Origin of the sequence: Bradyrhizobium sp. BRP19 (genome assembly GCF_020194195.1) — a bacterium.
GTDB classification, from domain to species: Bacteria; Pseudomonadota; Alphaproteobacteria; order Rhizobiales; family Xanthobacteraceae; genus Bradyrhizobium; species Bradyrhizobium yuanmingense.
This window is the reverse complement of the sequence record NZ_JADYVZ010000015.1, coordinates 1-26,767: the sequence shown is the minus strand read 5'-3', so window position 1 is coordinate 26,767 and position 26,767 is coordinate 1. Positions and strand designations below refer to the sequence as shown.

The following is a 26,767-nucleotide window of genomic DNA, read 5'->3' as shown; positions in this document are numbered from 1 at the left end:
ACTGCCTCTGCGGAGAGATTCTGGATTGCTTCGTTTCGCTCGCAATGACGGGTGGGGCCGCTACGTTCAATCAATAAACGCAGGGACGGAAACTCATGGCCAGGAACGGCAAGACCGGCAGCAAGCCCGTCACCGTGAAGCAGGCGACGCTCGACCTGCTGCGCGCCTTCGGCATCGACCGGGTGTTCGGCAACCCTGGTTCGACCGAGCTGCCGTTCCTCAGTGACTGGCCCGACGATATCGACTACGTGCTGGCGCTGCAGGAAGCTTCCGCTGTCGGCATGGCCGATGGCTATGCGCAGGCAACGCGCAATGCCGGCTTCGTCAACCTGCATTCGGCCGCCGGCGTTGGCAACGCGCTCGGCAACATCTACACCGCGCATCGCAACCAGACGCCGCTGGTGATCACCGCGGGCCAGCAGGCCCGCTCGATCCTGCCTCTGCAGGCGTTCCTCTATGCCGAGCGCGCCTCCGAGTTTCCGCGGCCTTATGTCAAGTACAGTGTCGAACCGGCAAGGCCGGAGGACGTACCGGCAGCGATCGCGCGCGCCTATTACACCGCGATGCAGCCGCCGTGCGGGCCGACCTTCGTGTCGATTCCGATCGACGACTGGGCCCATGCCTGCGCGCCGGTAGAGGCGCGGAAAGTGAGCCGCGAGATCGGCCCTGAGCTGGAGCCGATGAAGGCGCTGGTTGCGGCGCTCGCCTCAAGCAAACACCCTGCGCTCGTCGTCGGCCCCGGAGTCGATCGCGCCGGCGCGGTGGATCTGATGGTGCGCGTCGCCGAGAAGAGCAAGGCGAGCGTCTGGGTAAGCCCGTTCTCGGCACGCTGCTCGTTCCCCGAGAGGCATCCGCAATTCGCAGGCTTTCTGCACGCCTCGCCGGCGCAGTTGTCCGATGCGCTGCGCGAGCACGATGTCGTCGTCGTCATCGGCGCGCCGGTGTTCACCTTCCATGTCGAGGGCCATGCCGCGATCTTCGACCGCGGCGCGACCATCTTCCAGATCACGGATGACGCGGATGCCGCCGCAGTGACGCCATCGGGCACCAGCATCATCGCGACGATGAAGCCAGCGCTCGGCCTGCTGCTCGACCTGCTGCCGGAGAGCAGGCGCGCGGCGCCAAAAGGCCGCACACTGCCGCCGGCGCCGCAGCCCGCCGATCCGCTGCCGGTCGAATTCCTGCTGCATTCGCTGTCGCAGGCGATGCCGGATGACGCATCACTTGTCGAGGAAGTGCCCTCGCACCGGCCGGCAATGCAAAAATTCTTGCCGATGCGCGGCCAGGACAGTTTCTACACCATGGCGAGCGGCGGCCTCGGCTATTCTCTGCCCGCCGCCGTCGGTATGGCGCTCGGCAAGCCGAAGCAGCGCACGGTGTGCCTGATCGGCGACGGCTCGGCGATGTACTCGATCCAGGCGCTCTGGACCGCCGCGCAGCGCAAGCTGCCGCTCACAATCGTCGTCATCAACAATTCCGGCTACGGCGCGATGCGCTCGTTCAGCCAGGTGATGCAGGTGCGCAATGTACCGGGGCTGGAGCTGCCGGGGATCGATTTCGTGCGGCTTGCCGAAGGCATGGGCTGTCATGCGGTGCGGGTGACGAAGGCCGCGGAGCTGGGCGAAGCGCTGAAGCGCGGCATGGCGTATGCGGGCACGAGCCTCGTTGAGGTCGTCGTGGATTCCGCAGTGCCTGTGCTGTACGGGCAGAAGCATTGACCGTCTCGTAGCCCGGATGGAGCGCAGCGTCATCCGGGAATCCTGCCACAGGCGAGTCGGCCCTGGATTGCGCTGCGCTCCATCCAGGCTACGACATCACGACGCCAAAAAACCTCCGTCGGCCGCGAGCACATGCCCGACGACATACGACGACGCATCCGACGACAGCCACACCACGGCCTCGGCGACCTCCTCCGGGCTGCCCATCCGCCGCAGCGGCAGGCCTGCGCTGACCGTCGCCACATCGCCGACGCCGGCGCGCAGCATCATGTCTGTGACGACGCGGCCGGGCGCGATCGCATTGATGCGAATGCCGCGCGGCGCGTTCTCCATCGCCGCCGAGCGCGTCAGCGAGATCGCGGCGGCCTTTGAGGCCGAGTAGAGCGAAAAGCCTGGATTGGGATTGCGCACCCCGCTGACGGAGGTGTTGACGACGATGCTGCCGCGCCCCTGCGCCAGCATCGCCGGCAATTGATGGCGCAGGCAGAGGAACAGCGCGCGGACATTGGTGTCGAACACGCTGTCGTAGATCTCCGTGCCCTGCTCCTCCAGGAGCGCGCGGCGCTCCTGGAAGCCGGCATTGTTGAAGGCAACGTCGAGCCGGCCGCAGCGCCCGACGGCTGTGCCGACGAGGCGCGCGACCTCGTCTTTCTTCGTGATGTCGGTCTGAAGCGCGATCGCCTCCGTGCCGAGCTCGCGGCACGCGGCGGCGGTGGCCTCGATCTCGGCCTCGCGCCGGCCGGCGACGACGATCGCTTCCGCCCCTTCGGCCGCCATCCTCAGCGCCGTTGCGCGCCCGATGCCGCTGCCGCCGCCCGTGATCAGGCAGACCTTGCCGCTCATGCGCTGACCGGTCGGCAAGGCTTCGCTCATGGTCCACTCCAAACACTTGCGCGCGCCGTTGCGCCCATATAGTTGTATGATACAACTATATGGGCGAGTCAAGCCATGGCCGAGCTTTCGCTGATTGACGACATCCGCGCCGCCTCGCGCCTGATGGTGCGCGAACTCGGCTTCATGGACGCCACGGTGGCGGCCTCGGGCTATCCGCCCTCGGCGGTCCACACCATCCTGGAGATCGGCATTCGTGGCCCCATGACGTCGGGCGAGCTCGGCGATTTCCTGCGGCTGGAGAAATCCAGCGTCAGCCGTCTGGTGCGCAAGCTGATCGATTGCGGCGAGCTCAAGGAGACGCCGGACGAGGCGGATGCGCGCAGCAAGCTGCTGTCGCTGACGGCAAAGGGCCGGCGCACGCTGGAGGCCCTCCACGCGTTCGGCCGGCAGCAGGTCCGCGGCGCGCTGGCGGCGCTGACGCCGGCCGAGCAGCGCACGGTGTGCGAGGGCATGATGCTCTATGCGCAGGCGCTGCGCGCGAGCCGGGTGGGGGAGACGGTGGCGGTGGTGTGATGCGCGAGGTTGCTGAAGCTGCTTCTACACGCTCGGTGTCATCGCCCGCGAAGGCGGGCGATCCAGTACTCTGAGCCGGTTGTGGTTGAGCCGACAGGGCCGGCATACTGGATGCCCCGCCTCCGCGGGGCATGACAGCGTCTAGCGTGGGAGCACCTAACGGTCACTTCCCGAACTCCTCCCGCATCTTCGCCTGGATCTTGGCCATGCCGCCGATCCAGCGGTCGTAATTCTCGGTCTTCTTGCGCATGTAGCCGAGCACTTGCGGGTGCGGCAGGATCAGGAACGTCTCCTGCTCGAGGCCGGCGAGCACGTCTTTCGCCACTTGCTCGGGCGTCAGGTCGCCGTCGCCGGATTGCGGGCCCTTGGGAATCGAGCGCAGCATGTTGGTGTCGACACCCTGCGGACACAGGATCGAGACCTTGATGTTGTGGGCCTTGTGCGAGATCGCGAGATTCTCGGCAAAACCGACCGCCGCGTGCTTCGTCGTCGAATAGGCCGGGCTGCCGACCTGCGACAGCAGGCCCGCGGCCGAGATGGTGTTGAGGAAATAGCCGCCGCCGCGCGCCCTCATCCGAGGGACGAGATGCCGCGCCGCATAGACATGCGCCATGACGTGGATCGCCCAGCTGCGCTGCCAAGGCTCGTCGGAAGCGCCACCGGCGTTCTCCGACATTGGATCGAAGCCGCCGCCGATGCCGGCGTTGGAACAGAACAGCGCGATCGGGCCGAACTGCCGCTCGGTCTCCTCGATGACGTGGACGATGTCCTTTTCCTGCGCGACGTCGCATTTGAACGCGGCGCCATCGACCATGGCCGCGACCGCTCGCGCATTGGCGGCGTCCATGTCCGCCACCACGACCTTGGCCGCACCCGCATTGTGAAAGGCCTCGCACAGCGCCTTGCCGATGCCGTTTGCGCCGCCCGTGACGACCACGACCTTGCCGGTCACCTGCATGCGACGTCTCCTCTCGTCTTATACCGCTTCGCGGAAACTTCTCAGCTCAACACGAGGTCGAGCACCGCGGTATAATGACATGCCGCGCCGGCCAAGACAAAGCCGTGCCAGATCGCATTCTGAAAGCGCAGCCGCCGCCAGGCGTGGAAGATCACGCCGAAGCTGTAGAGCAGGCCGCCGGCAAGAATGAAGCCCAGCACCAGCGTGGGCAACGCCCTGACCACGGCATCGTAGAGCATCATGCCGCTCCAGCCCATCGCGAGATAGATGCCGACCGAGACGCGGTCGAACCGGCCGGGATAGAGCAGCTTCAGCACGATGCCGAGGATTGCGACGCACCAGACGCCGGCCAGCAGCACCAGCGCGAACACGCTGTCCTTCAGCTCCAGGATGAACGGCGTGTAGGTCGCGGCGATCAAGAGATAGATCGCGGAATGGTCGAAGCGGCGCAGCAGCCATTTGGCCGGCGAGACCGGCCAGAGATTATAGGTCGCCGACAGCACCAGCATCGAGAGCAGGCCGGCGACATAGACGGAGACGCCGACGATGTCGGTGGCGTCGGCATAGACCGCCGTCAGCACCACCAGCACCGTCGCGGCAATGATGCCCGCGAGCACGCCGATCCCGTGGACGATGCCGTCGGCGATCAGCTCGGCGCGATCGTAGTCCCAGCCGATCGCGTCGGCTGCGGCGTGGACGGAAGAGGATGCAAGCTGCTTCAACTGGAAGACGGTCATGGCAATCCGCAAAGGCTCGAGGCAATGCCCTCTGGATGGGTGTTTCAGGACCGGCGGGTCGTTCAAACGGCTGATTTGCCGAGAAAGGCGGTGGAAGTATGAAAGCTTGAATTTCTTCAGGCAATTGCCACTTTTGTGACTAATCCGTTTTGCGTATCCCTCGCCCGAGATCCCCTCACGTTCATATGGCATTCAGTTTCCAGGATATGGTCGAGGAAGCGCGGCTGTCGGCGCGGGCGCTGATCGACTATGGCGAGCACTTCTTCAACCCGACGGTGCGGCTTGGTGTCACCGGTCTGTCGCGCGCCGGTAAGACCGTATTCATCACCGCGCTGATCCATGGACTGACGCGTGGCGGCAGGTTTCCGGTGTTCGAGGCCTACGCCTCGGGCCGGATCGCGCGGGCGCACCTGGCGCCGCAGCCGGACGATGCCGTGCCGCGCTTTGCATATGAGAGCCATCTGCGCGCGCTGATCGAGGAACGGCGCTGGCCGAGCTCGACCGTGGACATCAGCGAGCTCAGGCTCGTGATCGACTACCAGCGCCCGAACGGCGCCGACCGCACGCTGACGCTCGACATCGTCGACTATCCCGGCGAATGGCTGCTGGACCTGCCGCTGCTCCACAAGAGCTACGAGCAATGGTCGGCGGAGAGCCTGGCGCTGTCGCGCGAGGCGCCACGCGCGCATCTCGCGGCCGAGTGGCACAGTCATCTCGCGACGCTCAAGCCCGAAGCGCGCGAGGACGAGCAGGCGACGCTGACGGCCGCAAAGCTCTTCACCGATTATCTGCGCGCCTGCCGCAACGAGCGGTTTGCGATGAGCCTGTTGCCGCCCGGTCGCTTCCTGATGCCCGGCAATCTCGCCGATACGCCGGCGCTGACCTTTGCGCCGCTGGACGTGCCTGCGGGCGGGCAGGCGGGCGAGGGATCGCTGTGGGCGATGATGGTGCGGCGCTTCGAAGCTTACAAGGACGTCGTGGTGCGGCCGTTCTTCCGCGATCATTTCGCGCGGCTCGACCGTCAGATCGTGCTGGCCGATGCGCTCGCCGCGTTCAACTCCGGCCCCGAGGCGCTGCACGATCTCGAAGCCGCGCTCGCCGGCATTCTCGACTGCTTCAACACCGGCCGCAGCACGATCCTCTCCAGCCTGTTCCGGCCGCGCATCGACCGCATCCTGTTCGCGGCGACCAAGGCGGATCATCTGCATCATTCCAGCCACGACCGGCTCGAGGCGGTGCTGCGCCGCGCCGTCTCGCGCGCGGTCGCGCGCGCGGAAAACACCGGCGCGGCGATCGACGTCGTCGCGCTCGCCGCCGTGCGCGCCACGCGCGAAGCACAGGTGGCGCACGGCCGCGACAAGTTGCCGTCGATCCTGGGAACACCTGCCGCGGGCGAAAGCGCCGGCGGCGAGTTCTTCGACGGCAACACCGAGGTTGCGACCTTTCCGGGCGATCTGCCGCTCGATCCCGAGCCGCTGTTCAATGGGACGGATGCGTTCCGCGGGCTCGCGTCGGAGGCGGCCGGGAACAGCGATTTCCGCTTCCTGCGCTTCCGCCCGCCGAAGCTCGAACGCGAGGGTGCCGACCAGCCGACGCTGCCACACATCCGCCTCGACCGTGCCTTGCAGTTCCTGATCGGAGACAAGCTCGCATGAACGACCGATCGAAGCCCCGGCGGCCGGCGACGTTCCGGCTCGATGATCCCGGCGTCGTCGTCGCCGAGGCCGACGAGACCGGCCGTCTCGGTCGCGCCACCATCCAGATCACGCCGGAGCCCGACCCGGCGATGCTGCCGGTGCCGGTGCACGCCGCAGTCCCGGCGCGGCGCGGCTTTCCCTGGGGCACGCTGTTCTGGTCGGGGCTCGCCGGATTGACGCTGCTCGGTACCGGGCTCGGCGTGGTGCATCTGGTCGAGGATCTGTTCGCGCGCAGCCAGACGCTCGGCTTCGTTGGACTTGCCTTCGCCGCCGTCACCGCGCTGGCGCTTGCGGTGGTGATCGGGCGCGAGGCGTTCGGTCTCGCGCGTCTTGCGACCATCGAGAAGCTGCACCAGCGCGCAGCTTCCGTGCTGGCCAGCGACGATCGCAAGGAGAGCCGGGTCATCGTCCAGGACCTGCTCAAGATCGCGCACCAGAATCCGCAGCTGGCGCGCGCCCGCGCCACGCTGGAGAGCCATGCCGGCGAGATCATCGACGGCGCCGACATGATCCGCCTCGCCGAGCGCGAGCTGATGTCGCCGCTGGACGCCGAGGCGCGGCGGCTGGTGTCGTCGGCCGCGCAAAAGGTCTCGATCGTGACGGCGGTGAGCCCGCGCGCCGCCATCGACGTGCTGTTCGTGTTCGTGGCGGCACTGCGCCTGATCCGCCAGCTCGCTTATCTCTATGGCGGCCGCCCAGGCGCGCTCGGCATGATCCGCCTGCTTCGCCACGTCATCGCCCATCTCGCCATCACCGGCGGCATGGCCGCGAGCGACAGCCTGGTGCAGCAGATGCTCGGCCACGGCATCGCGGCGAAGCTGTCGCAGCGCCTGGGTGAAGGCGTGCTGAACGGGCTGCTGACCGCGCGGCTGGGATTGGCCGCGATCGATGTGACGCGGCCGCTGCCGTTCGCGGCCCTGCCGCCGCCGAAGCTGTCGGATCTGGCGACGGATCTGCTGCGGAAGAAGGACGGCGACGAGTAGATCGCTCCCTTGGACCGCCTCACTCCTTCAGATTATTCGCCCGCTTCACCCAGGCGCGCACGTCCTTGAGGACGGCGGGAAGCACGGCCTTGACCTCCGCCACGGTCATGCCCGCCTTGATGCGGGGATCGTACAGCAGGTTGAGGATGTACTGGTCGTAGACGTCGAAATAGCCCATCGAGACGTTGTCGTTGAACATGGTCCAGGGCACGCTCGTGGTGTCGTTGATCGGCCCGAGCGATTGCAGCAGCTCCTCATAGGCGCAATCGAGGAAGGTGAAATCGCCGTTGTCGACGGTGAGGATGACGTCGGAATGCTCGATCTCGAAATTGTCGTTCTTGCGGAAGCCGGACAGGCATTGCGGATCGAGCGAGGAGCGGATCTCGCGCGCCTTCTCGGCGCCGTAGAAGCTCGAGATGGTGCGGAAGAGATCGCGGTCGCGCACCAGCTTCACGCGCACATTCGCCGCTTCGTTGGTGTCGATCATGGCGATGTCGAGATGCTGCACGCGCTTGCCGATGTCGGCCACGACCTTGGCGAGCTGCGTCTTGCGATCCTCGCGGTCGCTCTCGGCGTAGACGCGTACCGGCCCGTCGAACTTGCGGATGCGGTCGACGCGGCCGGCAAGATGGTATTCGGCGCCGAATGCCGTCTTCAGGAAGCCTTCAATGATCTCGCCGTCGGTGAAGCTCTTCTTCTCGGCGCGCTGGCGCGAGGACACCGCGGGCAGCTCGCCGGCGGCAGCCATGGGTGCGATGTCAGGCGCGCAGGCGAGCGTCGCGAGGGCCAGCAGGGCGAAGCGAAAGCCGGGCGAGGGCGGGACGAATGCGCTCATCGTGCTGTGACGCTGCCGCATTCGCCCCGCGTGCACAAGAGCGCAAATTCACGCGCCGCGCGGGTTCCTGGTCAGTTGTTCAGCACCACCACCGGGGTGCCGATCGAGACGCGGCTATAGAGGTCGGTGACGTCGTCGTTGGTCATGCGGAAGCAGCCCGAGGAGACGGCCTGACCGATCGTCTCCGGCTCGTTGGAGCCGTGGATGCGGTACAGCGTCGAGCCCAGATACATGGCGCGGGCGCCGAGCGGGTTGTCGATGCCGCCCTTCATGTGGCGCGGCAGGTCCGGCCGGCGCGCCAGCATCTGCGAGGGCGGCGTCCAGTCCGGCCATTCCCTCTTGGCGGTGATCCTGTGCACCCCGGCCCAGCGGAAGCCGTCGCGGCCGACGCCGATGCCGTAGCGCAGCGCCTGCCCGTTCCCGAGCACCAAATAGAGCCGCCGCTCGGCGGTGTTCACCACGACGGTGCCCGGGGCGTAGCTGCCGTTATACATGACGGTGGTGCGGGGGATCGGGCTCGCGCCGCCGCGGCCGATATAGCTGGTGGAACTGGTGCCCGTGAAGTCTATCATTCCCGTCGCGGACGCGTCGGCTGCGCCAGTCAGCAGCAGCGCCGTTGCGGCCATCGGTGCGGCAAAAAACCGGATCATCATTTCCCCCAGAAAAAAATCGATTCAACCGGATCCAGAGGCCATATTTGCGCGGATTTCGCAAGCCACGGGCCCGTGAGGGTCGCATCGTTAACGACTGACGTTACCAAATCGCAACTCTCGCCAATTTGCTGGAAAGCGTTAGCCAAATCCGGGCGTCGCCACGCGGGGCAGGGCCGCAATGCCCGCTATTGCTTTGACGGGCCGCGCGAACAATGATTGATCGAGCGGATCACTGGAAATGCCGGTTGCGGGAGCAGACAGAATGAACGGTGCGGAAAGCCTGGTGCGGACGATGGTCAAGGGCGGGGTGGACGTCTGCTTCACCAACCCCGGCACCTCCGAGATGCATTTCGTCGCGGCGCTCGACCGCGTCCCCGGCATGCGCTGCGTGCTCGGCCTGTTCGAAGGTGTGGTGACGGGCGCGGCCGACGGCTATTTCCGCATGAAGGGCACGCCGGCCTCGACCCTGCTGCATCTCGGCCCCGGCCTCGCCAACGGCCTTGCCAATCTGCACAATGCCAAGAAGGCCAATTCCGGCATCGTCAACATTGTCGGCCAGCACGCCGTCTACCACATCGGCTACAACGCGCCGCTCACATCCGACATCGAAGGCCTGGCCCGGCCGATGTCGTCCTGGGTCCGCACCTCCCCGGATGCCAAATCGGTCGCCGCCGACGGCGCTGCGGCGATTGCCGCCGCCAAAAGCGCGCCGCCGCAGATCGCGACCCTGATCCTGCCCGCCGACACTGCCTGGAACGAGGCCGACGGCATTGCCGAGGTTCCGGCCGAGCAGCAGCGCGCCAGCTATTCGCCGCAGGCGGTCGAGCAGGCCGCAAAGATCCTGCATGGCGACGGCGAAGGCACGCTGCTCCTGATGACCGGCAGCGCGCTGAGCGCGCAGGGGCTGGCCCTGGCCGAGCGCATCGCCGGCAAGACCGGCTGCACGGTGATGGGCCCAACCTTCCGTCCGAAGATGGCGCGCGGCCGCGGCCGTTTCTCGATCGACCGCATCCACTACGTCATTGATCAGGCCCTGCCGATGCTGGCGAAATTCCGTCACATCGTGCTGGTCGAGTCCGACGATCCCGTGGCGTTCTTCGCCTATCCGAACAAGCCGAGCATGCTCAAGCCGCAGGGCTGCGAGGTGCATCGCATGACCTCCTGGGGCGAGAATTCGGTTGCCGCGCTCGAGGCGCTCGCCGGTGCCGTGAAGGCCAGCGCCAGGGACGTCAAGCCGCAGGCTCTGGCTGAGCTGGTCAAGCCGACCGGCGCGCTCACCTTCGCCTCGATCGCGCAGGCCATTGCCTGTGCGATCCCCGAGAACGCGATCATGGTCGACGAATCCCTCACCACCGGCCGCGGCTTCTTCCCGCCGACGGCGGCGGCCGCCCCGCACGACTGGCTGCAGAACATGGGCGGCTCGATCGGCTTCTCGACGCCGCTGTCGATCGGTGCCGCGATCGCCTGCCCGGACCGCAAGGTGATCACCATGGTCGGCGACGGCAGCGCGATGTACACGATCCAGTCCCTGTGGACCCAGGCACGCGAGAACCTCGACATCGTCACCATCGTGTTCGCCAACCGCATCTACCAGATCCTGCGCGGCGAGTTCGACAATGTCGGCGCCGGCGAGCCCGGCCAGCGCGCCAACGACATGCTCCGCCTCGACCGCCCGACCCTGGACTTCGTGGCGCTGGCCAAGGGCATGGGCGTTCCCGGCCGCGCCGTCACCAACGCCGACGAGTTCAACAAGGCGCTGGCAGAGGCCGTCGCCGAGCCCGGCCCGCGCCTGATCGAAGTTCAGATGTAGACCGGACCGATTGCGCCGCGAATTCCGGTCTCATGTAGCCCGGATGGAGCGTAGCGTAATCCGGGGCTGGTGTGTTTTGCGAGAGTCCCGGATTGCGCTACGCTTCATCCGGGCTACCAACTTGGCGCGCACGTGATGGGCCCGGAGGCACGATGCAGACCGAGCTGAACAAGGTGATCGCGGCTGTCAGGGACTTCTACGCCCACGAGGGCTTCCTGTTCGAGAAGGACGTCGGCGAGCGGGCGGTCACGCACCGTTTCGCCGTGCATCTGGAGAAGCAGTTCTCGGGCTGGTCGGTCGACTGCAACTACGACCGGCTCGGCGAGCGCACGCTGCATCTGCCGCACGGCACCATCATCTCGACCGACGACCATCTCGGCAAGTCGATCTACCCCGATGTCGTCGTGCATCAGCGCGAGATCCCGAACAATCTGCTCGCCGTGGAAATCCGCAAGGCGAGCAACCACACGCCGCTCGATCACGACCAGCACAAGCTGCGGGCGCTGACCGACGTCCATGTCTGGTTTCCCTATTGGATCGGCCTGCTCCTGGTGCTGGACAGGCAACATGTGACGATGTCGGAGGTCTATGTCAGCGGTGCCGTCGACGAGCCGCTGTCACGCTGGTTCGCCTCGCGACTGGAGGAGACCGGCCGCGCAGCTCGCGCATAGCCGAGCGCGCCATTGCGCACCTGCGCACGCTGCGATGTCGTGAGGCAGACCATGCCGGGAGTGTGACCCCCACCACAGTTCCGGCGTGCGATCGGGCCTATCGTGGGCGGACTTGCACGCGTCGATGCCGGAGGCCTACGCTGGCTCATTCGGATCAGGTATTTTGGAGGTTCTGATGCAGAAATCATATTTGCTGGCTGCGACGGCAGCGCTGATGCTCATGATGCAATCGCCGCTCGCGCTGGCGCAGGGCGCGCCGGCCGCGGGCGGAACCGCTGCGCCTGCCGCGACAAGCACTGCGCCGGCTGCGACGACCACAGCGCCAAGCGCGACCACCGACACGTCCAGCCAGCCCACTGACGGCAAGAAGAGCGCGTCGAAGAAGCCGGCGAAGAAGAAGATGACCCGCCAGCAGGAGATCGATCATTCGGTCGACACCGGCACCGTGCCGGCGCGCTACCGCAGCTCGGTGCCCAAGCGGTACCACCAATACATTCCGTTCGCTAAGCAGTAACGGATCGCACGCTATCGCCTATGACTTGTGGCGCGGCCGGCGCGCACGCCTCGTCCTTCGAGACGGCGCTTACGCGCCTCCTCGCAGGATGAGGCTCTGCGGCACCAGCGCTCGTTGAAGCTGCTGCCGCGCACTCCGACCTCATCCTGAGGAGCCCGCCAAAGCGGGCGTCTCGAAGGATGGCCGCAAGGGAAGAGCTCCCATGTGCGATGGCCCTGCCACATCGCCGGTGGCGGTCTGCGCGAGCGGTGCTAGAGTAGGCCGAAGCCCGGGGGGAATGATGAGCGACGAGGTGAAGGATGCCGGCCTTGTGGCCATGATCAGCAGCATCCTGGGAGGCAGTAAGCGCACAGACCCTGTTGTACCGCCTCCGCTCGCCGAGGTCCCGCCGATCGTTCCGGCGGATCCCGTGGAGCCGGCCGCGACGTCCAGATCCGATGCGGCCGAAGCCGAGAGCGCGCCCGATGCCGCAGCGGCGGCCCCCGAGCCGGCCGAGCCGCCCGCGCAAATCGCAACCACGCGGAACGGCAAGCGGCTGCTGCCGGCGGAGGCGATTGCCGATCTCGTGCTCGGCGAGCTGCGCAAGCTGGACAACTTCCCGAGTTCCGGCGTCTCGGTCACGGTCTATGGTTACCGGCACTGGAACGCGATGCTCACCTTCGCGCCGTTCTCGACCAGTTTCCAGAACGCAACCCGGTTCCGCCAGGCCGTGCCGGACCTCGTCTTCAAGCTCCGCCGTTTCGTCGAACTTGAGATATAATCTCGGTCGCGGGCGCCGCACGGTGTCGCAAGCGAAACAGTTCGACAGGATCTTCAATTGAGCGTCGCCTTCACCAAGGAAGAGAGCGCCGAAACCGCGTCCGAGACGCTGTTGCCGGACCGCCCGATCTCGCCGCATCCGAACCTCGTGACGGAAGCAGGCTTCAACGCATTGCAGGCGCAGCTCGCCGAAGCGCGGGCGGCCTATGAAGCCGCGCAAGCCATCGAGGACGTCAACGAGAAGCGACGGCAGTCCGCCGTGCCCCTGCGCGATCTCCGCTATCTCACGGAACGCTTGCGTACGGCGCAGGTGATGCCCGATCCTGTCGCGACCGAAATCGTTGCGTTCGGCAGCACCGTGAGCTTCAGCCGCGCTGACGGCCGCGTCCAGACCTACCGCATCGTCGGCGAGGACGAAGCCGATCCCAAGGCCGGCTCGATCTCGTTCGTCGCGCCCGTCGCGAGGTCGCTGATGGGCAAGGCGGTCGGCGACGTCGTCGGTTCAGGTGCGCAGGAGATCGAGATCCTGTCGATTGCGTAGGGGTGCGCAAGCCGAGGTGAGTTGCGTGGCAAAGAGCGCCATCGACAGCAGCAACCCCATTCGCCTAAAGCAGATCCGGAACAGCGCGAGGCCGTCGTCTCCGCCAAACGAAGTTGATGATTGGATGAGACGGTTCTTGTCTGGAGCCTTGCCGTTCTATGCGCTGGCGGGCCTCGCCATGTGCATGTACCTCGTTCTCTACAGGACGAGCCTGTTCGACCTGAACGCCATCGTCCATGGCGCGGCCGGGTCGGCATGGTTTCCAGTCTTCATGTTCGCCTGCGTGCTGGTGGAAGCGGTCTTCCCGTATTTCGGCTATTTTCCCGGCACCGCCCTCATCCTGATGTCCGTGGCGCTCAGTCCGAAGGCCGTGGACGGCTCCGTCTTCCTCGCGGCGTGGCTCGCCATCATCCTGGGCGCCGTTCTCAGCTATGGACAAGCGCGTTTCTTCAGGCCGTTTCTGCAGCGGGTGGCCTCGAAGGCGGCCTTGCGCCGATGCGAGTCCCTGTTCGACGCCTATGGCCGCTATGCGCGCATTGCCTTGTTCGTTCATCCCAACGCCTGTTCGATGTATTTCACGGCGCTCGGACTGCTCGGCCGCAGCCTGACGCGCGAGCTCGCTTATCTCTGCGTGGGTGCCGCGGCCGCAGTGGGCATTCTGTTCGTCATCGTATCCCGGCTGGTGTCGTCCATCGGCCCCACCGACGATGGCGAATTGCAGGTGCTGCTGGCAGCTGCGCTGGTCGCCATGGGGACACTGATCGGTCTCTACACGGCCTGGCGGCCACAGCGCGCGACGTGAAACGCCGCTCTCCGCCGTCATTGCGAGGAGCCCGTGACAAAATTGCGAAGCAATTTTGCACTGGTGCGACGAAGCAATCCAGAGTCTTTCCGCGGAGAGATTCTGGATTGCTTCGTGGAGCCTGTCATCGGGCCGGGCTTCGCGCGGACCCGTTGGCTCGCAATGACGAGGATACATCGAACGTCACACCTCCGGCAGCTCGACGCCCGTCAGCTCACTCAGTTTGCCGATGAGCTGGTCCTGAAACCTCGGATCGGTCGCCTCACGGGCCGGCTCTTGCTGCTCGAGATGATGCCAATAGCGGCCGCTCACGAGGGCCGCAGGATCCTCGCTGACTGCCAGCCAGGTCTGGGTCCGTTGCCCGGTGTCGATATCGACAGGGGCGCCCGCGCCTCCCATCTTCGTGCGCACCCAACCGGGATCGACGGCGTTGCAGAGGACGTTGGGCCACCGCCGCGCCAGCGCGTAGGCGAGCGCGACGACGTGCAGCTTGCTCTCGGCATAGGCCGTGGCGGCGTTCCAGGCCCGCTTGGTCCAATCGAGGTCGTCGAGCGAGCCCTCTCCGCCGCGGTGCAATCCGCTGCTAAGATAAATCAATCGAGCGGGCCGCGCGATCAGAGCCGTCAGCATGAACGGCGCAAGCGTGTTGATGGCCAGCGTCTCGGCATGGCCTTCCGGCGTCGCGCCGCGGCTCGGCCGCGTGTAGACGCCGGCATTGTGAATGACCGCATCCATGCGCCCGATCGCGTTGATCTGGTCCGCGATGCTCCGCGTCTCCCCCGCGCTCCTGAGATCGCCGATCACCAATCCCTTCGCACGCGAAGTGAGGCCGCCGAGAGCCGCGGCACGATCGGCTGAACGCGCGTGCAGCACCACGCGGTGCCCCTGATCGAGCAGCGATTGGGCCGCCGCCCGGCCGAGGCCATCGGTGCTGCCGGTGATGAATATGGTCGCCATGGGGCTCTCCTAGGTGTTTCGGGACGCAATCTACGGCGCTCGCGGCACGTGGGTCCCGCGATCCCCCTGGCGCCAGCACCAGGCGGACCCGAGGTAAATCGGCCTCCAGCGGCATTGTGTGAAACTTGCCGCTTCGGTCGATCACGAGGACGAATTGACGCGTAGTCGATCGAAAATCAACTCACGGTATGTCTGGTCGGAAGCACCTGATGGTGAAATAATTCGCGGCGCTTTCTTGATTAAATTTTGACGTCGGCCGCGAACCGGCTGCCGACACGGATTTTCATCATGGCCGCGCTTCCTCAGGGCGTTGTGGCGGAATTGCAGCAGGAGAACGCGCGGCTCCTGGCCGAGTTGCGCGCCGCACAAGATCGCGAGACCGCCACCGCGGACATTCTCAAGATCATTGCCAGCTCGCCATCGGAGGTGAAGCCGGTATTCGATGCAATCGCGAGGCGCGCAAATGCCTTGCTCGGCGGCTTTTCGACGACCGTATTCCGCTTCATCGACGGCAATGCCCACTTGGCGGCGTTCACGCCGACGAATTCTGCCGCCGATGAAGCTTTGAAGAAGATGTTTCCGCGTCCGATCACCGATTTCGAGAGTTTTGCGAGGACACAGGCGGGCAAGGTGGTGCCGACCCCCGATACGGAAGCGTTGACGAACGAGATCAAATTCATCGCGCGCGCCCGCGGCTTTCGCAGCATGTTGTTCGTTCCGCTCGCGACTGGCGGCGTGGTGATCGGCATGATCAGCGTCACGCGGGCAGAGCCGGGGGCCTTCGCTCCGCATCACGTGCAGCTTCTGCAGACCTTCGCCGACCAGGCCGTCATCGCCATAGAGAACGTGCGGCTGTTCGACGAGGTGCAGGCGCGTACCGACGACTTGCGGGAATCGCTGCAGCAGCAGACCGCGACCGCCGATGTGTTGAAAGTCATCAGTCGCTCCGCGTTCGATTTGCAAACGGTTCTCGACACGCTGACGGAATCGGCGGCGTCGCTGTGTGGGGCCGACATGGCGGCAATCCTCCGGCAGGACGCCGATGGCTCCTTCTATCACGCAACTCGGTACAATTTCTCGCCCGAGTGGGCCAAGGTCTCGGCGGGCGTTCGGCTCAATGCTGGACGCGGTAGCCTCGTCGGGAGGGTCCTGCTGTGCGGCAAGGCTGTTCAGATCCCAGATGCCCTGGTCGATCCCGACTATGCCTATCCCGAGCAACAGCGGGCCGGCGGTTACCGCACCCTTCTGGGCGTACCCCTGCTTCGGTCCGGAGAAACGATCGGCGTGCTATTTCTGGGCCGCAAGACCGTGAACTCGTTCACGGACAAGCAGATCGACCTGGTCTCCACTTTCGCCGATCAGGCCGTGATCGCGATTGAGAATGTGCGGCTGTTCGATGAGGTCCAGGCGAAAACGCGCGACCTCGCCGAATCGCTCCAGCAGCAAACTGCGACTGCCGACGTGCTGAAGGTGATCAGCCGCTCGACCTTCGATCTGCAAACCGTGCTCGACACGCTGGTCGATTCGGCGGCACGGCTGTGCGAGGCGGAGATGGCCTTCATCATGCGCCGCGAGGGCGATGAATATCAGGCCGGAGCAGCGGTCGGGTTTTCCGACGACTACATTGCCTTTCTGCAGGCTCATCCGATCGCCCCCGGCCGGCGCACGGTCACGGGTCGAGCCGTCCTCGAACGCCGTCCGGTGCAAATCCTCGACGTCGCTGCCGATCCCGAATACGGCCTGCAGGAGTCGATCACGATCGCTGGTCAACGCACGGCGCTCGGTGTTCCCCTTCTGCGCGAAAATGAGCCGATCGGCGCAATCGTGATCGCCCGCAAGCGCGTGCAGCCCTTCACCGAAAAGCAGATCGAGCTCGTCGCCACCTTTGCCGACCAAGCGGTGATCGCCATCGAGAATGCGCGGTTGCTCAAGGAGTTGCGCGAACGCACTGAGGATCTCAGCGAGTCGCTGCGCCAGCAGACCGCAACGGCCGACGTGCTCAAGGTGATCAGCCGTTCGGCGTTCGATTTGCCCAATGTTCTCGAGACGCTTGTCAGCTCGGCCGCACGGCTCTGCGGCGACCCTAGAGCCGCGATCTATCTCATTCGCGATGGGCTGTTGCACCTGGAAGCCTCCCATAACAACCCACCGGAATGGGTCGCGCTACGCAAGAGCCAGCCGCTTGCGCCTAGCCGCGACACGCCGAGCGGCCGGGCAGCGCTCACTGGCCGGGTCGACCATGTCGCCGATCTCATGAAAGACCCCGACTTCTCGCGGCACGACCTCGCGAGAATCGGCGGCTATCGCGCGACCCTCAACATACCGCTAATACGTGAGGGCACCTCGATCGGGGTTCTCAGTTTGGCGCGACCGGAACCGGGCCCGTTTACCCAACGACAGATCGAGATCGTGCAGACTTTTGCCGATCAGGCCGTTATCGCCATCGGCAATGTGCGCCTGTTCGAGCAATTGAATGAATCGCTGGAGCGGCAGACGGCAACGTCGGAGGTGCTGGAAATCATAAGCGCTTCATCGGGCGCACTCACTCCGGTCTTCCACAAGATGCTGGAGAATGCGACGCGAATTTGCGGCGCCGGCTTTGGCACCATGAATCTGTACGAGGAGGGCGGCTTTCGCACGGTCGCATTGCACAACGCGCCGCAAGCTTATGTCGATACCCGGCTCTACCAGAACATTCGCCCACATCCCGCGAGCGGGCTTGGCACCGTCGAAAAGGCTCATCAGACGGTTCATATCGACGACATCAGGACGCAGCCGCCCTATATCGAAGGCAATCCCAATGTTCGCGCGCTCGCCGACCTTGCCGGCGCAAGGACCGTCGTCATCGTGCCCATGCTCAAGGAAGATGAGCTGATTGGCACCATCACGATCTTCCGCCAGGAAGTGAAACCCTTCACAGACAAGCAGATCGAGCTCGTGTCCAACTTCGCACACCAGGGCGTGATCGCGATCGAGAATGCACGCCTGCTGAATGAACTGCGCGAGCGCACCATGGAATTGTCGCAATCGCTCGAGGAACTGCGAAATACGCAGGATCGGCTGATCCAGACCGAGAAACTTGCCTCGCTCGGGCAACTCACGGCCGGCATTGCGCACGAGATCAAGAACCCGCTCAATTTCGTCAACAATTTTGCTGCGCTGTCCTCCGAACTGACCGACGAGCTCGGCGACGCGCTGCGCTCAGCCGGCCTCGGCGAGGCGGAAAGGCAGGACATCGACGCGCTGATCCACATGCTGCAAGGTAACCTGGAAAAGATCGTGCAGCACGGAACGCGCGCCGATTCCATTGTCAAGAATATGCTTCTGCACTCCCGCGAGGGGTCCGGCGAACGCCGCGCGGCGGAGATCAACGCCATCCTCGAAGAAAGTCTCAACCTGGCCTATCACGGAGCGCGCGCTGAAAAAGCCGGCTTCAATATCACGCTTGAAAGAAAACTCGATCCGTCTGCGGGAGCGCTCGAGCTGTATCCGCAGGAAATCACGCGGGTGTTCCTCAATCTGGTTTCAAACGGTTTCTACGCTGCCAGCAAACAAAAGGAGGTCGTCGGTGACGGCTTCGAGCCAAGGCTGCGTGCCACGACCACAGACCTCGGCGGCGCCGTTGAAATTCGCATTCGCGACAATGGCACCGGCATCCCGGCCGAAGTCAGAGAGAAGATATTCAATCCATTCTTCACGACCAAGCCGGCCGGCGAAGGAACTGGCCTTGGCCTTTCGATCTGCCACGACATCATTGTGAAGCAGCACGGCGGCAGCATCGAGGTCGATACCGAGCCGGGCGAATATACCGAGTTCATCATTACGCTGCCGCGTACGCGGGCGGCACCATTGTAGAGCGGAGGCAGAAATTGAGCGTCTATATCATGGTGGTCGACGACGAGCCCGATGTCGAGGCGCTGTTCCGCCAGCAGTTTCGGCGCGATCTGCGCGCCGGTCGTTTTCTGATGGAGTTTGTATCCTCGGCGCCCCTGGCCTTGCAGCGCGCGGCCGAGATTGCGGATGCCACCCTGATTCTGATCCTGTCCGACATCAATATGCCCGGAATGAGCGGACTGGAGATGCTGCCTATCGTGCGCTCGGCCCGCCCCGATGTGCCTGTTATCATGATCACGGCCTACGGTGATGCCGAGACCAAACGCAAGGCGCTGGAGAAGGGCGCCGCCGACCTGTTGACCAAGCCAATCGACTTCGCCGCGCTGCGCCAGGAGATCGATACGAGGCTTGCGCAGGCCGCATGATTGCAACCATTGCCGGTGGCAAACCAGAGCGGCTCGCAAAGTGAAGGTGTTGCAGACGCCGCCCCAATTGAGAGCATGCATCCACCGTCAATCTTCGTCAGAAAATCGGAGATTCGAAATGAAGACGCTCCTGGTCCCGCTTCAGAATATTCCGATGATGACAGCTACGCTCGCTGTGGCCGTAGGCCTAGCGCGTCGCACCGGCGCCTATATCGAAGGCTTTCCACTCCGGTTCGGCATCCCTCAATATGCGGCCGCCGAATTGGCCACCGGCATTCTCCTGGACACGTATCAAGTGAAGAGCGAAGCCGAACTGAACGACATGCGCAACTTTTTCGAAGCATTCATGCTGAAGCATGATGTTCCCCGCGCCACCGCAGGGTCGAACCCGCCTTGCTTCGGCTGGCTGGAGACCGCGCCTGAGGGCGAAGACTTTGTCGGAAGTTATGGGCGCGCTTTCGATCTGATCGTGATGGCGCGATCCGACGTTGATGCTGCGGGCCCTCACCGCCGCGCGATCGAGTCCGCGCTGTTTGAGAGCGGCAGGCCCGTTCTACTGACGCCGTCGAATGCACCAAGAAGCGTCGCAACAAACATCATGATCCACTGGAACGGGAGTACCGAGCAAGCGCGGGCAGACGCATTTGCCATGCCGCTGCTTCGTCTGGCCGAAAGGGTGTCGGTCCTGACCGTGATCGGCGGCCAGGCGGTGCCGGGACCGTCTGCCGGTCAGATCGCCCGGCAACTCCAATACAATGGCATTGCGGCCAGCTTGATCAGCGTGGAGCTGGACGGGCGCGAGACTGGTGAGGCGGTCCTCGATGCCGCCAGGGCACACGGTTGCGATCTATTGATCAAAGGAGCCTTCACCCGCACGCGGCTACGGCAGATGATATTCGGTGGAGCGACCAGCTATATCATGGAGCACGCGGATATCCCCGTCCTTATGGCTCACTAGCGCGCAAAAGGCCTGGTTTTGTCGCCATTGATGAGGCAAAAATCCATTGCTTCACAGAGCGACCGGCGCATGGCTTTGGCTATTAACATTCGGTCCGACCATTCCTCCGCAGAGCGGATCGGAGCCTTGTGGGATGAAGTTGCCGCGTTTGAGAGCCAGCCTTCGATGAGGGGTCTCGGCTATCGGCCGCATTTTACATTCGCCATTTATGATGCGCCCGAGATTACCGCGAAGACCGCGTGGGAGACCATGCTCCGCGCAGTTGGAGGCGAAGGGCCATTGCAGGTCGCGTTCAAGCGAATTCGTTGGTTCGCAGGTCCGCCGCTCGTGCTCTGGGCGGAGCCGGAGTTCGATGAAACGCTCGTCCGGTGGCACGCTTCCATCAGCGCTGCAATCGATCCAGCCTTGTGTCGGCTGCATTATCGGCCGGAAAACTGGCGACCTCATTGCACGCTCGGCACACAAATCGCCGACGCAAAGCGCGATGACGCGATCGCTTTCGCGCAGTCATTCAGCGGCAGCATCAGCGTGCTGTTCGACGTCGTGGATTGCGTTTCTTTTCCGCCGGTGCGCGTGGTTGCGGAGCAGAGATTGCCGGTTCGGGCTCCATGAAGTGGTGATCATTCGTCGAGCCCGCAGATCATATGTAATCGATCCGGATCGAGCCGACCTTCTCATCGTGCCGGATGAAGCCTCCCTCGACCCCTGGCATCATCGCAATTTCGACGACGTTGCTCCCGCGCCAGCTGGGTAGTATCTCCGCGTGACCGGCGAAGCCGAGGAATGCGTGGTTGCGATCAGGTGAAAAGGTCCGGTCCATCGGTGCGATGCTCGCATATGTGGAATCCGGAACCGTTGCGTTGCATTCCTGCCTGAAGACGAACACGGCCTTGGTGCCGTCGGGCGACCGCGTCGAGCTCAGGACCACGTTGCGGCAGCTGGCAAATCCTTCGAGTGCGAACCAGATGAGACCAACCATGGCCGCGATTCCGATGCCGGCCACAGCAAGCACCGCGATCGCGATTCGTATCCAGAGTTTCGAAGGAGGGCGAGGGAGCGTCATCCAGCTCATCCCTGAATCTCTAAGCCGGCGATGCCGTGCGGGCCCTCAGGCGCAGCATGCTCATCAAGCGTGCGCCCCTCCCGATGATGCCATCATGCCCCTGTTTTGCCCGACGGAGCAAGGAAAATTCGGAAAAGTCGTAACCCTTTGATCCGACTGAGGTCGGCTACTGTGCATGGGGTTGTTTTCGAATTTTTGACAGAGCGGAAGCAAGACCCCCGGTCCGTCTACGCTCTTCGAGCTACGCCGGACAGGCTTCGCTGCCATTGGGCGTGGCTGCGCCACGCGAAGCCTTTTGGCGAAGCGTGGTGGGCGCACAAGGGATCGAACCTTGGACCTCTCCCGTGTGAAGGGAACGCTCTCCCGCTGAGCTATGCGCCCGGGACCATCATGCAGGCGGCCGCAACCTTAGGCCGGCCGGCACATCGGAGCCCGCGATTTAGAAGTGCCGGCCCAAGGTGTCAAGTTTTCAAGCCGTCGCCGGGGCGGAAAACCTTGGTCAGGTCGCGCCTTCCGCAGGGGAAGCCGGATTTTGGGCGGTTACGCGCCCTGCTGGCGGGCGCGGGAGGCGTGGGCCTGGAGCGCGCGGATGCGCTCGGCCAGCGTTCCTCCGCCTTCGGGCAGGCGGGGCGCTGGAGCGCCGCCCGTCGCGGCATCGTTGGCCGGGCGCGGCGCCGGCTTCGGCGGCTGGCCGGCCTCGGCCGCGAGCAGCGCCTCGATCGGCGAGTTCGGGCCTTCGAGCTGCATCGCGAGTTTTGCCACCTCGGCCGCGATGTCGTTGATGCGCTCGCGCAGAAGCGCGTTCTCCATGCGCTCGGTCGCCCAGGAACTCTCGGCCTGCTGCTGGATCGCGTTGATGTCGCGCTGGAGTTTCGCGCGTTCGTCGCGTGCGCTGCGCAGCTGCTCCTCCAGCGCGGCCTTTTCCGCGCGCAGCTGCTCCATCGCAGCCGACGACTTGCCGCCGCTGAGGCCCGCGATCTCGACGCGCAGCTCCTTGATGGTGCGCTCGTTGGCCTCGTTGGCCTGGCGCAGCTGGTTGTTCTCGTAGTCGCGCTCGGCGAGCAGCTTGCCCTGCGTGGCAAGGCGTCCTTCGAGATCGGCGACGCGGCTCGACAGCATCTCGGCCTCCTTGACCTGCACGATGAGCTGGCGGTCGAGCTCGGTGACGCGCTGGCTCAGATTCTCGACGCGGCCGCGCGCCTCGCCGAGCTCGCGCGAGGCGGTCTCGGATTCGGTGCGCTCCTGTGCGAGGCGCGCTTGCGTGGCGGCAAATTCCTTCTCGGCATCGCCGACCCGGTGCTTCAATTCCTCGATCTGCGCGCGCACTGCGACCAGCTCGACCTGGCGGCTCTCCGCCATCATCGAGCGGTCGGACAGTTCGGAGTTGATCTTGGCGAGCTCGGCCTGCTTGTCCGTCAACGCGATCTCGGCTTCGCGCAAGGACGCCGTCTTGGCGGCGAATTCCTCCTCGGTGGCGCGGAGCTGCTCCTTCACCGCCTTCTCGCGCGCCTCCAGCGCGAAGATGGTGGCGTTCTTCTCGCCGAGCTCGATCTTCATGCGGTTGATGGCGTCGCTCTTCTTGCCGAGCTCGGCGAGCTGGCTCGTGGTCTTGTTCTTGAGCTGCTCGACGCTCATCTCGAGCCGCCGCGCGGACATGGCGAATTCGGCGCGGAGCTGGTCCTTGTCGGCCTGGATCTCGGCCATCGAGAGCGGGGTGGCGGCCTCGAGCCGGCGCGTGGTCAGGCGCACCGCGCGGTTATGCACCAGCGGCACGATCGCAAGCCCGCACAGCATCGAGAGCAGGAAACCGATCGCCAGGTACATGATCGGTTCGACCATGGGCCAGAACTCCCAAGCTTAAGGAAAAATTCACCAACGACAATGCCATGGCGGGCCGGCAGAAAGCCAGCCCCGCTCTGTCGTTAACCTTGATCGGTGGGCAGTGGGGAGGACGTGGGCCTAGAACGGGTTCCAGGTCGCCCGCGGGGTGTATTTGAGATAGCCGATATTGGCGCCGAGGCGCAGGCCGAGCCCGGAGCGGATCGGCACCAGCACGATGTTGTTGGAGGTCAGCGCGGTCATGCCGAAGCCGCCGATGATGTAGGCCGAGCCGTCGATGCCGGCGAAGCGCTGGTAGATCGCGTTGGTGGCCGGCAGGTTGTAGACCAGCGTCATGGTGCGGGCGCCGTCGCCGCCCCAGTCGAAGCCGAGCGAGGGGCCCTGCCAATAGACGCGCAAGTCGCCGGCGTTCTTGGTGTAGAGCGTGCCCTCGCCGTAGCGCAGGCCGGCGACGAAGGCGCCGGAGCCTTCCTCACCCAGGATGTAGCCGTTCGGCAGGCCCCATTGGCTGACCGCCTTCTCGATGATCGAGGCGAGCCCGCGCGAGACGTTGCCGAAGAAGCGATGGCCGGCGGTGACGAGCTCGTCCGGCCCATAGGTATTGGGCGTCGGGGTCCGCTGCGGCGGCGGCAGGTCAGGCGGCGGCGCCTGCTGGGCGGAGGCCGGCACGATCCAGCCGATCATCGCGGCAAGCGCGAGCGCAGCAAGGCGTGATGCGAAAGTCATAAAAGAACCCCTGGTACCGAATCCGGTCGCTTCCTTAACCTCACGCCAACAGGCATGGCCCTAGGTTGCGCCGGATGTCCCCTCGACTCGGATGTTATCCGCAGCAACTATGACGGCACAACGGCAGGAAGATAGCCCTTTGCGCCCCGGAATTGCCTTGATCGCCCGCCGCCTCTGCCTGCTGGCGGGCATTTGGATCCTCGGTGCCGGCGGACCGACAGGGGCCGCCACCACCGAGCGGATCGTCGTCAACCGCTTCAGCGGCGTCGCCATCGAGGGCTTCGACCCCGTCGCTTATTTCGTCGCCGGCGCGGCCGTGCAGGGGACGGCGGAGTTCGAGGCGAACCTCTGGGGGGCCGTCTGGCGCTTCCGGAACGAGGGCAACCGCGCCTCTTTCCAGGCCCATCCCGAAATCTACGGACCGCAATTCGGCGGCTATGATCCGGTCGATATCGCCCGCGGCGTCACCGTCCCCGCCAATCCGCATTTCTTCGCGATCGTGGCGCAGCGGCTCTATTTGTTCAGCCGGGAAGACAATCGCGACGCCTTCGTCGCCGATCCCGAGCGCTTCCTCTATGAGGTGGGCAAGCGCTGGCCGGCCCTGCAGGAGAAGCTCGGGCAGTAACGAGCCCTGGTCAGTCGCAGCCTACCGCCTGCGGGTCGCCCCACGCGATGAATTCCGGGATGATGAAGCCGGTATCGCGGCGCTGGCCAAATCGGAGCTCGCCGCCCTTGCCGTCGGTCACCTTGCCGCCGGCCGCGGTCACGACCGCGCAGCCGGCTCCGACGTCCCATTCCGAGGTCGGCCCGAAACGTGGATAGATGTCGGCGCCGCCTTCCGCGATGCGGCCGAATTTCACGGCCGAGCCGCACGTCATCCTGACGGCATTGGGCCTGTCGGCGATGAACGCCTCGCTTCTGGCATCGCCGTGCGAACGGCTCACTGCGGCGATCCAAGGCTCCCCGCGCGCCGGCAGCTTGCGGGTGCGGATCGGCTCGGCGGCGGCGATCGTCGCGCCGTTGAACCTCACGCGCTCGGCGCCGCGGCCGACGATGCCGCGCCAGAGCAGGCCGAGTGCGGGTGCGGAGACGATGCCGAGCAGCGGCACGCCGTCCGTCACCAAGGCGAGGTTGACGGTGAACTCGTCGCGGCCGGCGACGAACTCCTTGGTCCCGTCGAGCGGATCGATCAGGAAGAAGCTGCCCTGGAACGGCGGGGAGGCGAGCTGGGTCCGCTCCTCCGACAGCGTCGGAACGTCGCCCGCGAGCTGCGCGAGTCCGTCCGCGATGATGCGGTCGGCGGCAAGGTCGGCCTCGGTCACCGGCGAGCCATCCTGCTTGCCGTCGATCCGCATGGCCGCGCGGTTGACGGCGAGGATCGCCTCGCCCGCCTTCACCACCAGCGCAGTCAGCGGCTCCATCAGGCCGGCAGCGGCCGCTCCGTCAATGATCCGTTTCACCTGCATGCCTCATCTGTCGGCAATATCGTTCCTCGTCCACTGATTCGCCCCGATCGATTCGCCCGGGCTTATGGCCGCCTCGAACCGATCGCAAGCTAGCTGCCGCGGGGTTGCGAATGTTAGAACCCGCAGCATCCGTCAAGCATGCGTGATTCGCGGCGTCCAGCGCCGTGCAATTCCAGGAACCCTCCAGGACCCCATTATATGTCTGACGCTTCGTCGCCCGCGACCACTGCCGCTCCCGATATGCTCGAACTCGCCGCGCTGCTGTGCTCGCGGGTCTGCCACGATCTCATCAGCCCCGTCGGCGCCATCGTCAACGGGCTCGAAGTGCTCGACGACGATCCCAAGCCCGAGGACCGCGAGTTCGCGCTCGACCTGATTCGCAAAAGCGCCAAGACGGCCTCCGCCCGGCTGCAGTTCTGCCGCCTTGCCTTCGGCGCGGCCGGCTCCTCCGGCGCGCAGATCGATCTCGGCGATGCCCACACCATGGCGAAGGGCCATATCGAGGACGGCAAGTGCTCGATCACCTGGAATCTGCCGCGGCTGCTGCTGCCGAAGAACCGCGTCAAGCTGCTGCTCAACATGCTGGTCGTCGCCCAGCACACGATCCCGCGCGGCGGCATGCTGACGGTCGATCCGGTCGGCGAGGGCGAGGTGATGAGCTTTCGCATCACCGCGACCGGACACAATGCACGCCTGCCGCAGAACATCTCCGAGCTCCTGAGCGGCGAGCGCGGGCCGGCTGCCGATGCGCATGCGATCCAGCCTTATTATACGCGGCTGCTCGCGCAGGCCTGCGGGCTCACCGTGACGCTCAAGCCGGAAGGCGAAGCCATCATCGTTACCGCTTCGTAAACGCGAAGCCTCGCTCGCGACGCGTTAATGCAATCTTTACGAGGCGCTTCGGCTTGTCCGGAGCGCCTTATCTCTTTGTTGGTGCCGTTCTTTTGCACATACTCAACCAATATTAAACGCTTTGCGGTGAAGCTGGCCCCATTCCGAAATGGCGCATCACGCCTCGTGCGCGCCCTTCCTGTATGAAGGCCTGTTTTCATGGATGATCTGTTGCGGGAGTTTCTGACGGAGACCAGCGAGAGCCTGGACACCGTGGACAATCAACTGGTGAAGTTCGAGCAGGAGCCGAACAACGCCAAGATCCTGGATAACATCTTCCGCCTGGTCCACACCATCAAGGGCACCTGCGGCTTCCTCGGCCTGCCGCGGCTGGAAGCGCTGGCGCATGCCGGCGAGACCCTGATGGGCAAATTCCGTGACGGCATGCCTGTGACTGCCGAGGCGGTGACGGTGATCCTGTCCTCGATCGACCGCATCAAGGAGATTTTGGCTGGCTTGGAGGCGACCGAGGCCGAGCCGGAAGGCAACGACCGCGATCTCATCGACAAGCTGGAAGCAATGG

General features: G+C 65.0%; 27 protein-coding genes and 1 tRNA gene. 17 read left to right on the top strand and 11 right to left on the bottom strand.

Annotated elements, in window-relative coordinates; genetic code table 11:
- Positions 1–95: 95 nt before the first annotated feature.
- On the top strand, positions 96–1,718 hold the full coding sequence (mdlC, locus tag I6F36_RS30775; RefSeq protein ID WP_225172804.1) for a benzoylformate decarboxylase: 1,623 nt from the start codon (positions 96–98) through the stop codon (positions 1,716–1,718).
- A 96-nt stretch (positions 1,719–1,814) separates the two neighbouring features.
- Here mdlC and I6F36_RS30770 read toward each other — a convergent pair whose 3' ends face one another.
- Positions 1,815–2,591, bottom strand: coding sequence for an SDR family NAD(P)-dependent oxidoreductase (locus I6F36_RS30770; RefSeq protein WP_225172803.1), 777 nt, complete (start codon positions 2,589–2,591; stop codon positions 1,815–1,817).
- Positions 2,592–2,666: 75 nt separating this feature from the next.
- Here I6F36_RS30770 and I6F36_RS30765 point away from each other — a divergent pair, with 75 nt between their 5' ends.
- Positions 2,667–3,125 (top strand): MarR family winged helix-turn-helix transcriptional regulator, encoded by a 459-nt coding sequence (locus I6F36_RS30765; protein ID WP_109145220.1) that lies wholly within the window; start codon positions 2,667–2,669, stop codon positions 3,123–3,125.
- Positions 3,126–3,288: 163 nt separating this feature from the next.
- Here I6F36_RS30765 and I6F36_RS30760 read toward each other — a convergent pair whose 3' ends face one another.
- Entirely contained in the window at positions 3,289–4,083 is a 795-nt protein-coding gene (locus I6F36_RS30760; protein ID WP_036009739.1) for an SDR family oxidoreductase, read from the bottom strand.
- A 41-nt stretch (positions 4,084–4,124) separates the two neighbouring features.
- Complete coding sequence (locus I6F36_RS30755; protein ID WP_036009743.1) at positions 4,125–4,820, bottom strand: hemolysin III family protein; 696 nt, start codon at positions 4,818–4,820, stop codon at positions 4,125–4,127.
- 185 nt (positions 4,821–5,005) lie between these two features.
- On the opposite strand from I6F36_RS30755, the gene I6F36_RS30750 reads away from it, so the two are divergent.
- The gene (locus tag I6F36_RS30750) at positions 5,006–6,475 is read left to right on the top strand and encodes a YcjX family protein (RefSeq protein WP_225172802.1); all 1,470 of its coding nucleotides are present in this window, start codon (positions 5,006–5,008) and stop codon (positions 6,473–6,475) included.
- Positions 6,472–7,500 carry a YcjF family protein gene (locus I6F36_RS30745; RefSeq protein WP_225172801.1) on the top strand — a complete coding sequence of 343 codons (1,029 nt, stop codon included), beginning with the start codon at positions 6,472–6,474 and terminating at the stop codon, positions 7,498–7,500. The genes I6F36_RS30750 and I6F36_RS30745 overlap by 4 nt, the downstream gene beginning before the upstream one ends.
- A gap of 19 nt (positions 7,501–7,519) precedes the next feature.
- On the opposite strand, the gene I6F36_RS30740 is transcribed toward I6F36_RS30745, so the two are convergent.
- Together I6F36_RS30740 and I6F36_RS30735 are read right to left on the bottom strand one after the other, a co-directional pair.
- Entirely contained in the window at positions 7,520–8,335 is an 816-nt protein-coding gene (locus tag I6F36_RS30740) for a DUF2927 domain-containing protein (protein ID WP_036036088.1), read from the bottom strand.
- A gap of 71 nt (positions 8,336–8,406) precedes the next feature.
- Complete coding sequence (locus tag I6F36_RS30735) at positions 8,407–8,985, bottom strand: L,D-transpeptidase (protein WP_225172800.1); 579 nt, start codon at positions 8,983–8,985, stop codon at positions 8,407–8,409.
- 265 nt (positions 8,986–9,250) lie between these two features.
- Between I6F36_RS30735 and I6F36_RS30730 the strand changes: the two genes are divergently transcribed.
- The 6 genes from I6F36_RS30730 (at position 9,251) to I6F36_RS30705 (ending at position 14,085) form a co-directional block, all read left to right on the top strand.
- A complete protein-coding gene (locus tag I6F36_RS30730) occupies positions 9,251–10,798 on the top strand; it encodes an acetolactate synthase large subunit (RefSeq protein WP_036036084.1) in 1,548 nt (515 codons plus the stop codon).
- A 152-nt stretch (positions 10,799–10,950) separates the two neighbouring features.
- The gene (locus tag I6F36_RS30725; protein ID WP_036009755.1) at positions 10,951–11,469 is read left to right on the top strand and encodes a hypothetical protein; all 519 of its coding nucleotides are present in this window, start codon (positions 10,951–10,953) and stop codon (positions 11,467–11,469) included.
- Between the two features lie 175 nt (positions 11,470–11,644).
- Complete coding sequence (locus tag I6F36_RS30720) at positions 11,645–11,983, top strand: hypothetical protein (RefSeq protein ID WP_128266570.1); 339 nt, start codon at positions 11,645–11,647, stop codon at positions 11,981–11,983.
- 280 nt (positions 11,984–12,263) lie between these two features.
- Positions 12,264–12,743 carry a hypothetical protein gene (locus I6F36_RS30715; protein WP_225172799.1) on the top strand — a complete coding sequence of 160 codons (480 nt, stop codon included), beginning with the start codon at positions 12,264–12,266 and terminating at the stop codon, positions 12,741–12,743.
- Positions 12,744–12,800: 57 nt separating this feature from the next.
- On the top strand, positions 12,801–13,283 hold the full coding sequence (gene greA / locus I6F36_RS30710; protein ID WP_036009784.1) for a transcription elongation factor GreA: 483 nt from the start codon (positions 12,801–12,803) through the stop codon (positions 13,281–13,283).
- Positions 13,284–13,407: 124 nt separating this feature from the next.
- The gene (locus tag I6F36_RS30705; protein WP_225158039.1) at positions 13,408–14,085 is read left to right on the top strand and encodes a hypothetical protein; all 678 of its coding nucleotides are present in this window, start codon (positions 13,408–13,410) and stop codon (positions 14,083–14,085) included.
- 183 nt (positions 14,086–14,268) lie between these two features.
- Here the strand turns inward: I6F36_RS30705 and I6F36_RS30700 are convergent, their stop codons facing one another.
- On the bottom strand, positions 14,269–15,042 hold the full coding sequence (locus I6F36_RS30700; protein WP_225172798.1) for an SDR family NAD(P)-dependent oxidoreductase: 774 nt from the start codon (positions 15,040–15,042) through the stop codon (positions 14,269–14,271).
- A 288-nt stretch (positions 15,043–15,330) separates the two neighbouring features.
- Here I6F36_RS30700 and I6F36_RS30695 point away from each other — a divergent pair, with 288 nt between their 5' ends.
- The 4 genes from I6F36_RS30695 (at position 15,331) to I6F36_RS30680 (ending at position 20,871) form a co-directional block, all read left to right on the top strand.
- Positions 15,331–18,897, top strand: a complete 3,567-nt coding sequence (locus I6F36_RS30695) for a GAF domain-containing protein (protein WP_225172797.1) — start codon at positions 15,331–15,333, stop codon at positions 18,895–18,897.
- A gap of 14 nt (positions 18,898–18,911) precedes the next feature.
- Complete coding sequence (locus I6F36_RS30690) at positions 18,912–19,301, top strand: response regulator (protein WP_225172796.1); 390 nt, start codon at positions 18,912–18,914, stop codon at positions 19,299–19,301.
- Positions 19,302–19,419: 118 nt separating this feature from the next.
- Entirely contained in the window at positions 19,420–20,259 is an 840-nt protein-coding gene (locus tag I6F36_RS30685) for a universal stress protein (protein WP_225172795.1), read from the top strand.
- Positions 20,260–20,328: 69 nt separating this feature from the next.
- Positions 20,329–20,871 (top strand): 2'-5' RNA ligase family protein, encoded by a 543-nt coding sequence (locus I6F36_RS30680; protein ID WP_225172794.1) that lies wholly within the window; start codon positions 20,329–20,331, stop codon positions 20,869–20,871.
- A 28-nt stretch (positions 20,872–20,899) separates the two neighbouring features.
- On the opposite strand, the gene I6F36_RS30675 is transcribed toward I6F36_RS30680, so the two are convergent.
- From I6F36_RS30675 to I6F36_RS30660, 4 genes are all read right to left on the bottom strand, one after another.
- On the bottom strand, positions 20,900–21,322 hold the full coding sequence (locus tag I6F36_RS30675; protein WP_225172793.1) for a hypothetical protein: 423 nt from the start codon (positions 21,320–21,322) through the stop codon (positions 20,900–20,902).
- Between the two features lie 306 nt (positions 21,323–21,628).
- Positions 21,629–21,703: transfer RNA gene (locus I6F36_RS30670), tRNA-Val, on the bottom strand.
- 159 nt (positions 21,704–21,862) lie between these two features.
- Positions 21,863–23,161 (bottom strand): hypothetical protein, encoded by a 1,299-nt coding sequence (locus I6F36_RS30665; RefSeq protein ID WP_225134796.1) that lies wholly within the window; start codon positions 23,159–23,161, stop codon positions 21,863–21,865.
- A gap of 120 nt (positions 23,162–23,281) precedes the next feature.
- Positions 23,282–23,887 (bottom strand): DUF1134 domain-containing protein, encoded by a 606-nt coding sequence (locus I6F36_RS30660; RefSeq protein WP_036009799.1) that lies wholly within the window; start codon positions 23,885–23,887, stop codon positions 23,282–23,284.
- A gap of 139 nt (positions 23,888–24,026) precedes the next feature.
- Between I6F36_RS30660 and I6F36_RS30655 the strand changes: the two genes are divergently transcribed.
- Positions 24,027–24,512: a YHS domain-containing (seleno)protein gene (locus I6F36_RS30655; RefSeq protein WP_036009801.1), complete on the top strand. Its 486-nt coding sequence runs from the start codon at positions 24,027–24,029 to the stop codon at positions 24,510–24,512.
- Positions 24,513–24,522: 10 nt separating this feature from the next.
- On the opposite strand, the gene I6F36_RS30650 is transcribed toward I6F36_RS30655, so the two are convergent.
- The gene (locus tag I6F36_RS30650) at positions 24,523–25,353 is read right to left on the bottom strand and encodes a 3'(2'),5'-bisphosphate nucleotidase CysQ (protein ID WP_225134794.1); all 831 of its coding nucleotides are present in this window, start codon (positions 25,351–25,353) and stop codon (positions 24,523–24,525) included.
- A 198-nt stretch (positions 25,354–25,551) separates the two neighbouring features.
- Between I6F36_RS30650 and chpT the strand changes: the two genes are divergently transcribed.
- A complete protein-coding gene (gene chpT, locus I6F36_RS30645; protein ID WP_036009803.1) occupies positions 25,552–26,205 on the top strand; it encodes a histidine phosphotransferase ChpT in 654 nt (217 codons plus the stop codon).
- Between the two features lie 198 nt (positions 26,206–26,403).
- Positions 26,404–26,767, top strand: a 364-nt coding sequence (locus I6F36_RS30640; protein WP_225172792.1) for an Hpt domain-containing protein, incomplete at its 3' end; no start/stop codon positions are given.

Bases quoted from the DNA above. Each gene is read 5' to 3' on its own strand.
- mdlC (WP_225172804.1), top strand. From the start codon at position 96: ATGGCCAGGAACGGCAAGACCGGCAGCAAGCCCGTCACCGTGAAGCAG.
- I6F36_RS30770 (WP_225172803.1), bottom strand. From the start codon at position 2,591: ATGAGCGAAGCCTTGCCGACCGGTCAGCGCATGAGCGGCAAGGTCTGC.
- I6F36_RS30765 (WP_109145220.1), top strand. From the start codon at position 2,667: ATGGCCGAGCTTTCGCTGATTGACGACATCCGCGCCGCCTCGCGCCTG.
- I6F36_RS30760 (WP_036009739.1), bottom strand. From the start codon at position 4,083: ATGCAGGTGACCGGCAAGGTCGTGGTCGTCACGGGCGGCGCAAACGGC.
- I6F36_RS30755 (WP_036009743.1), bottom strand. From the start codon at position 4,820: ATGACCGTCTTCCAGTTGAAGCAGCTTGCATCCTCTTCCGTCCACGCC.
- I6F36_RS30750 (WP_225172802.1), top strand. From the start codon at position 5,006: ATGGCATTCAGTTTCCAGGATATGGTCGAGGAAGCGCGGCTGTCGGCG.
- I6F36_RS30745 (WP_225172801.1), top strand. From the start codon at position 6,472: ATGAACGACCGATCGAAGCCCCGGCGGCCGGCGACGTTCCGGCTCGAT.
- I6F36_RS30740 (WP_036036088.1), bottom strand. From the start codon at position 8,335: ATGAGCGCATTCGTCCCGCCCTCGCCCGGCTTTCGCTTCGCCCTGCTG.
- I6F36_RS30735 (WP_225172800.1), bottom strand. From the start codon at position 8,985: ATGATCCGGTTTTTTGCCGCACCGATGGCCGCAACGGCGCTGCTGCTG.
- I6F36_RS30730 (WP_036036084.1), top strand. From the start codon at position 9,251: ATGAACGGTGCGGAAAGCCTGGTGCGGACGATGGTCAAGGGCGGGGTG.
- I6F36_RS30725 (WP_036009755.1), top strand. From the start codon at position 10,951: ATGCAGACCGAGCTGAACAAGGTGATCGCGGCTGTCAGGGACTTCTAC.
- I6F36_RS30720 (WP_128266570.1), top strand. From the start codon at position 11,645: ATGCAGAAATCATATTTGCTGGCTGCGACGGCAGCGCTGATGCTCATG.
- I6F36_RS30715 (WP_225172799.1), top strand. From the start codon at position 12,264: ATGAGCGACGAGGTGAAGGATGCCGGCCTTGTGGCCATGATCAGCAGC.
- I6F36_RS30705 (WP_225158039.1), top strand. From the start codon at position 13,408: ATGAGACGGTTCTTGTCTGGAGCCTTGCCGTTCTATGCGCTGGCGGGC.
- I6F36_RS30700 (WP_225172798.1), bottom strand. From the start codon at position 15,042: ATGGCGACCATATTCATCACCGGCAGCACCGATGGCCTCGGCCGGGCG.
- I6F36_RS30695 (WP_225172797.1), top strand. From the start codon at position 15,331: ATGGCCGCGCTTCCTCAGGGCGTTGTGGCGGAATTGCAGCAGGAGAAC.
- I6F36_RS30685 (WP_225172795.1), top strand. From the start codon at position 19,420: ATGAAGACGCTCCTGGTCCCGCTTCAGAATATTCCGATGATGACAGCT.
- I6F36_RS30680 (WP_225172794.1), top strand. From the start codon at position 20,329: ATGGCTTTGGCTATTAACATTCGGTCCGACCATTCCTCCGCAGAGCGG.
- I6F36_RS30675 (WP_225172793.1), bottom strand. From the start codon at position 21,322: ATGACGCTCCCTCGCCCTCCTTCGAAACTCTGGATACGAATCGCGATC.
- I6F36_RS30665 (WP_225134796.1), bottom strand. From the start codon at position 23,161: ATGGTCGAACCGATCATGTACCTGGCGATCGGTTTCCTGCTCTCGATG.
- I6F36_RS30660 (WP_036009799.1), bottom strand. From the start codon at position 23,887: ATGACTTTCGCATCACGCCTTGCTGCGCTCGCGCTTGCCGCGATGATC.
- I6F36_RS30650 (WP_225134794.1), bottom strand. From the start codon at position 25,353: ATGCAGGTGAAACGGATCATTGACGGAGCGGCCGCTGCCGGCCTGATG.
- chpT (WP_036009803.1), top strand. From the start codon at position 25,552: ATGTCTGACGCTTCGTCGCCCGCGACCACTGCCGCTCCCGATATGCTC.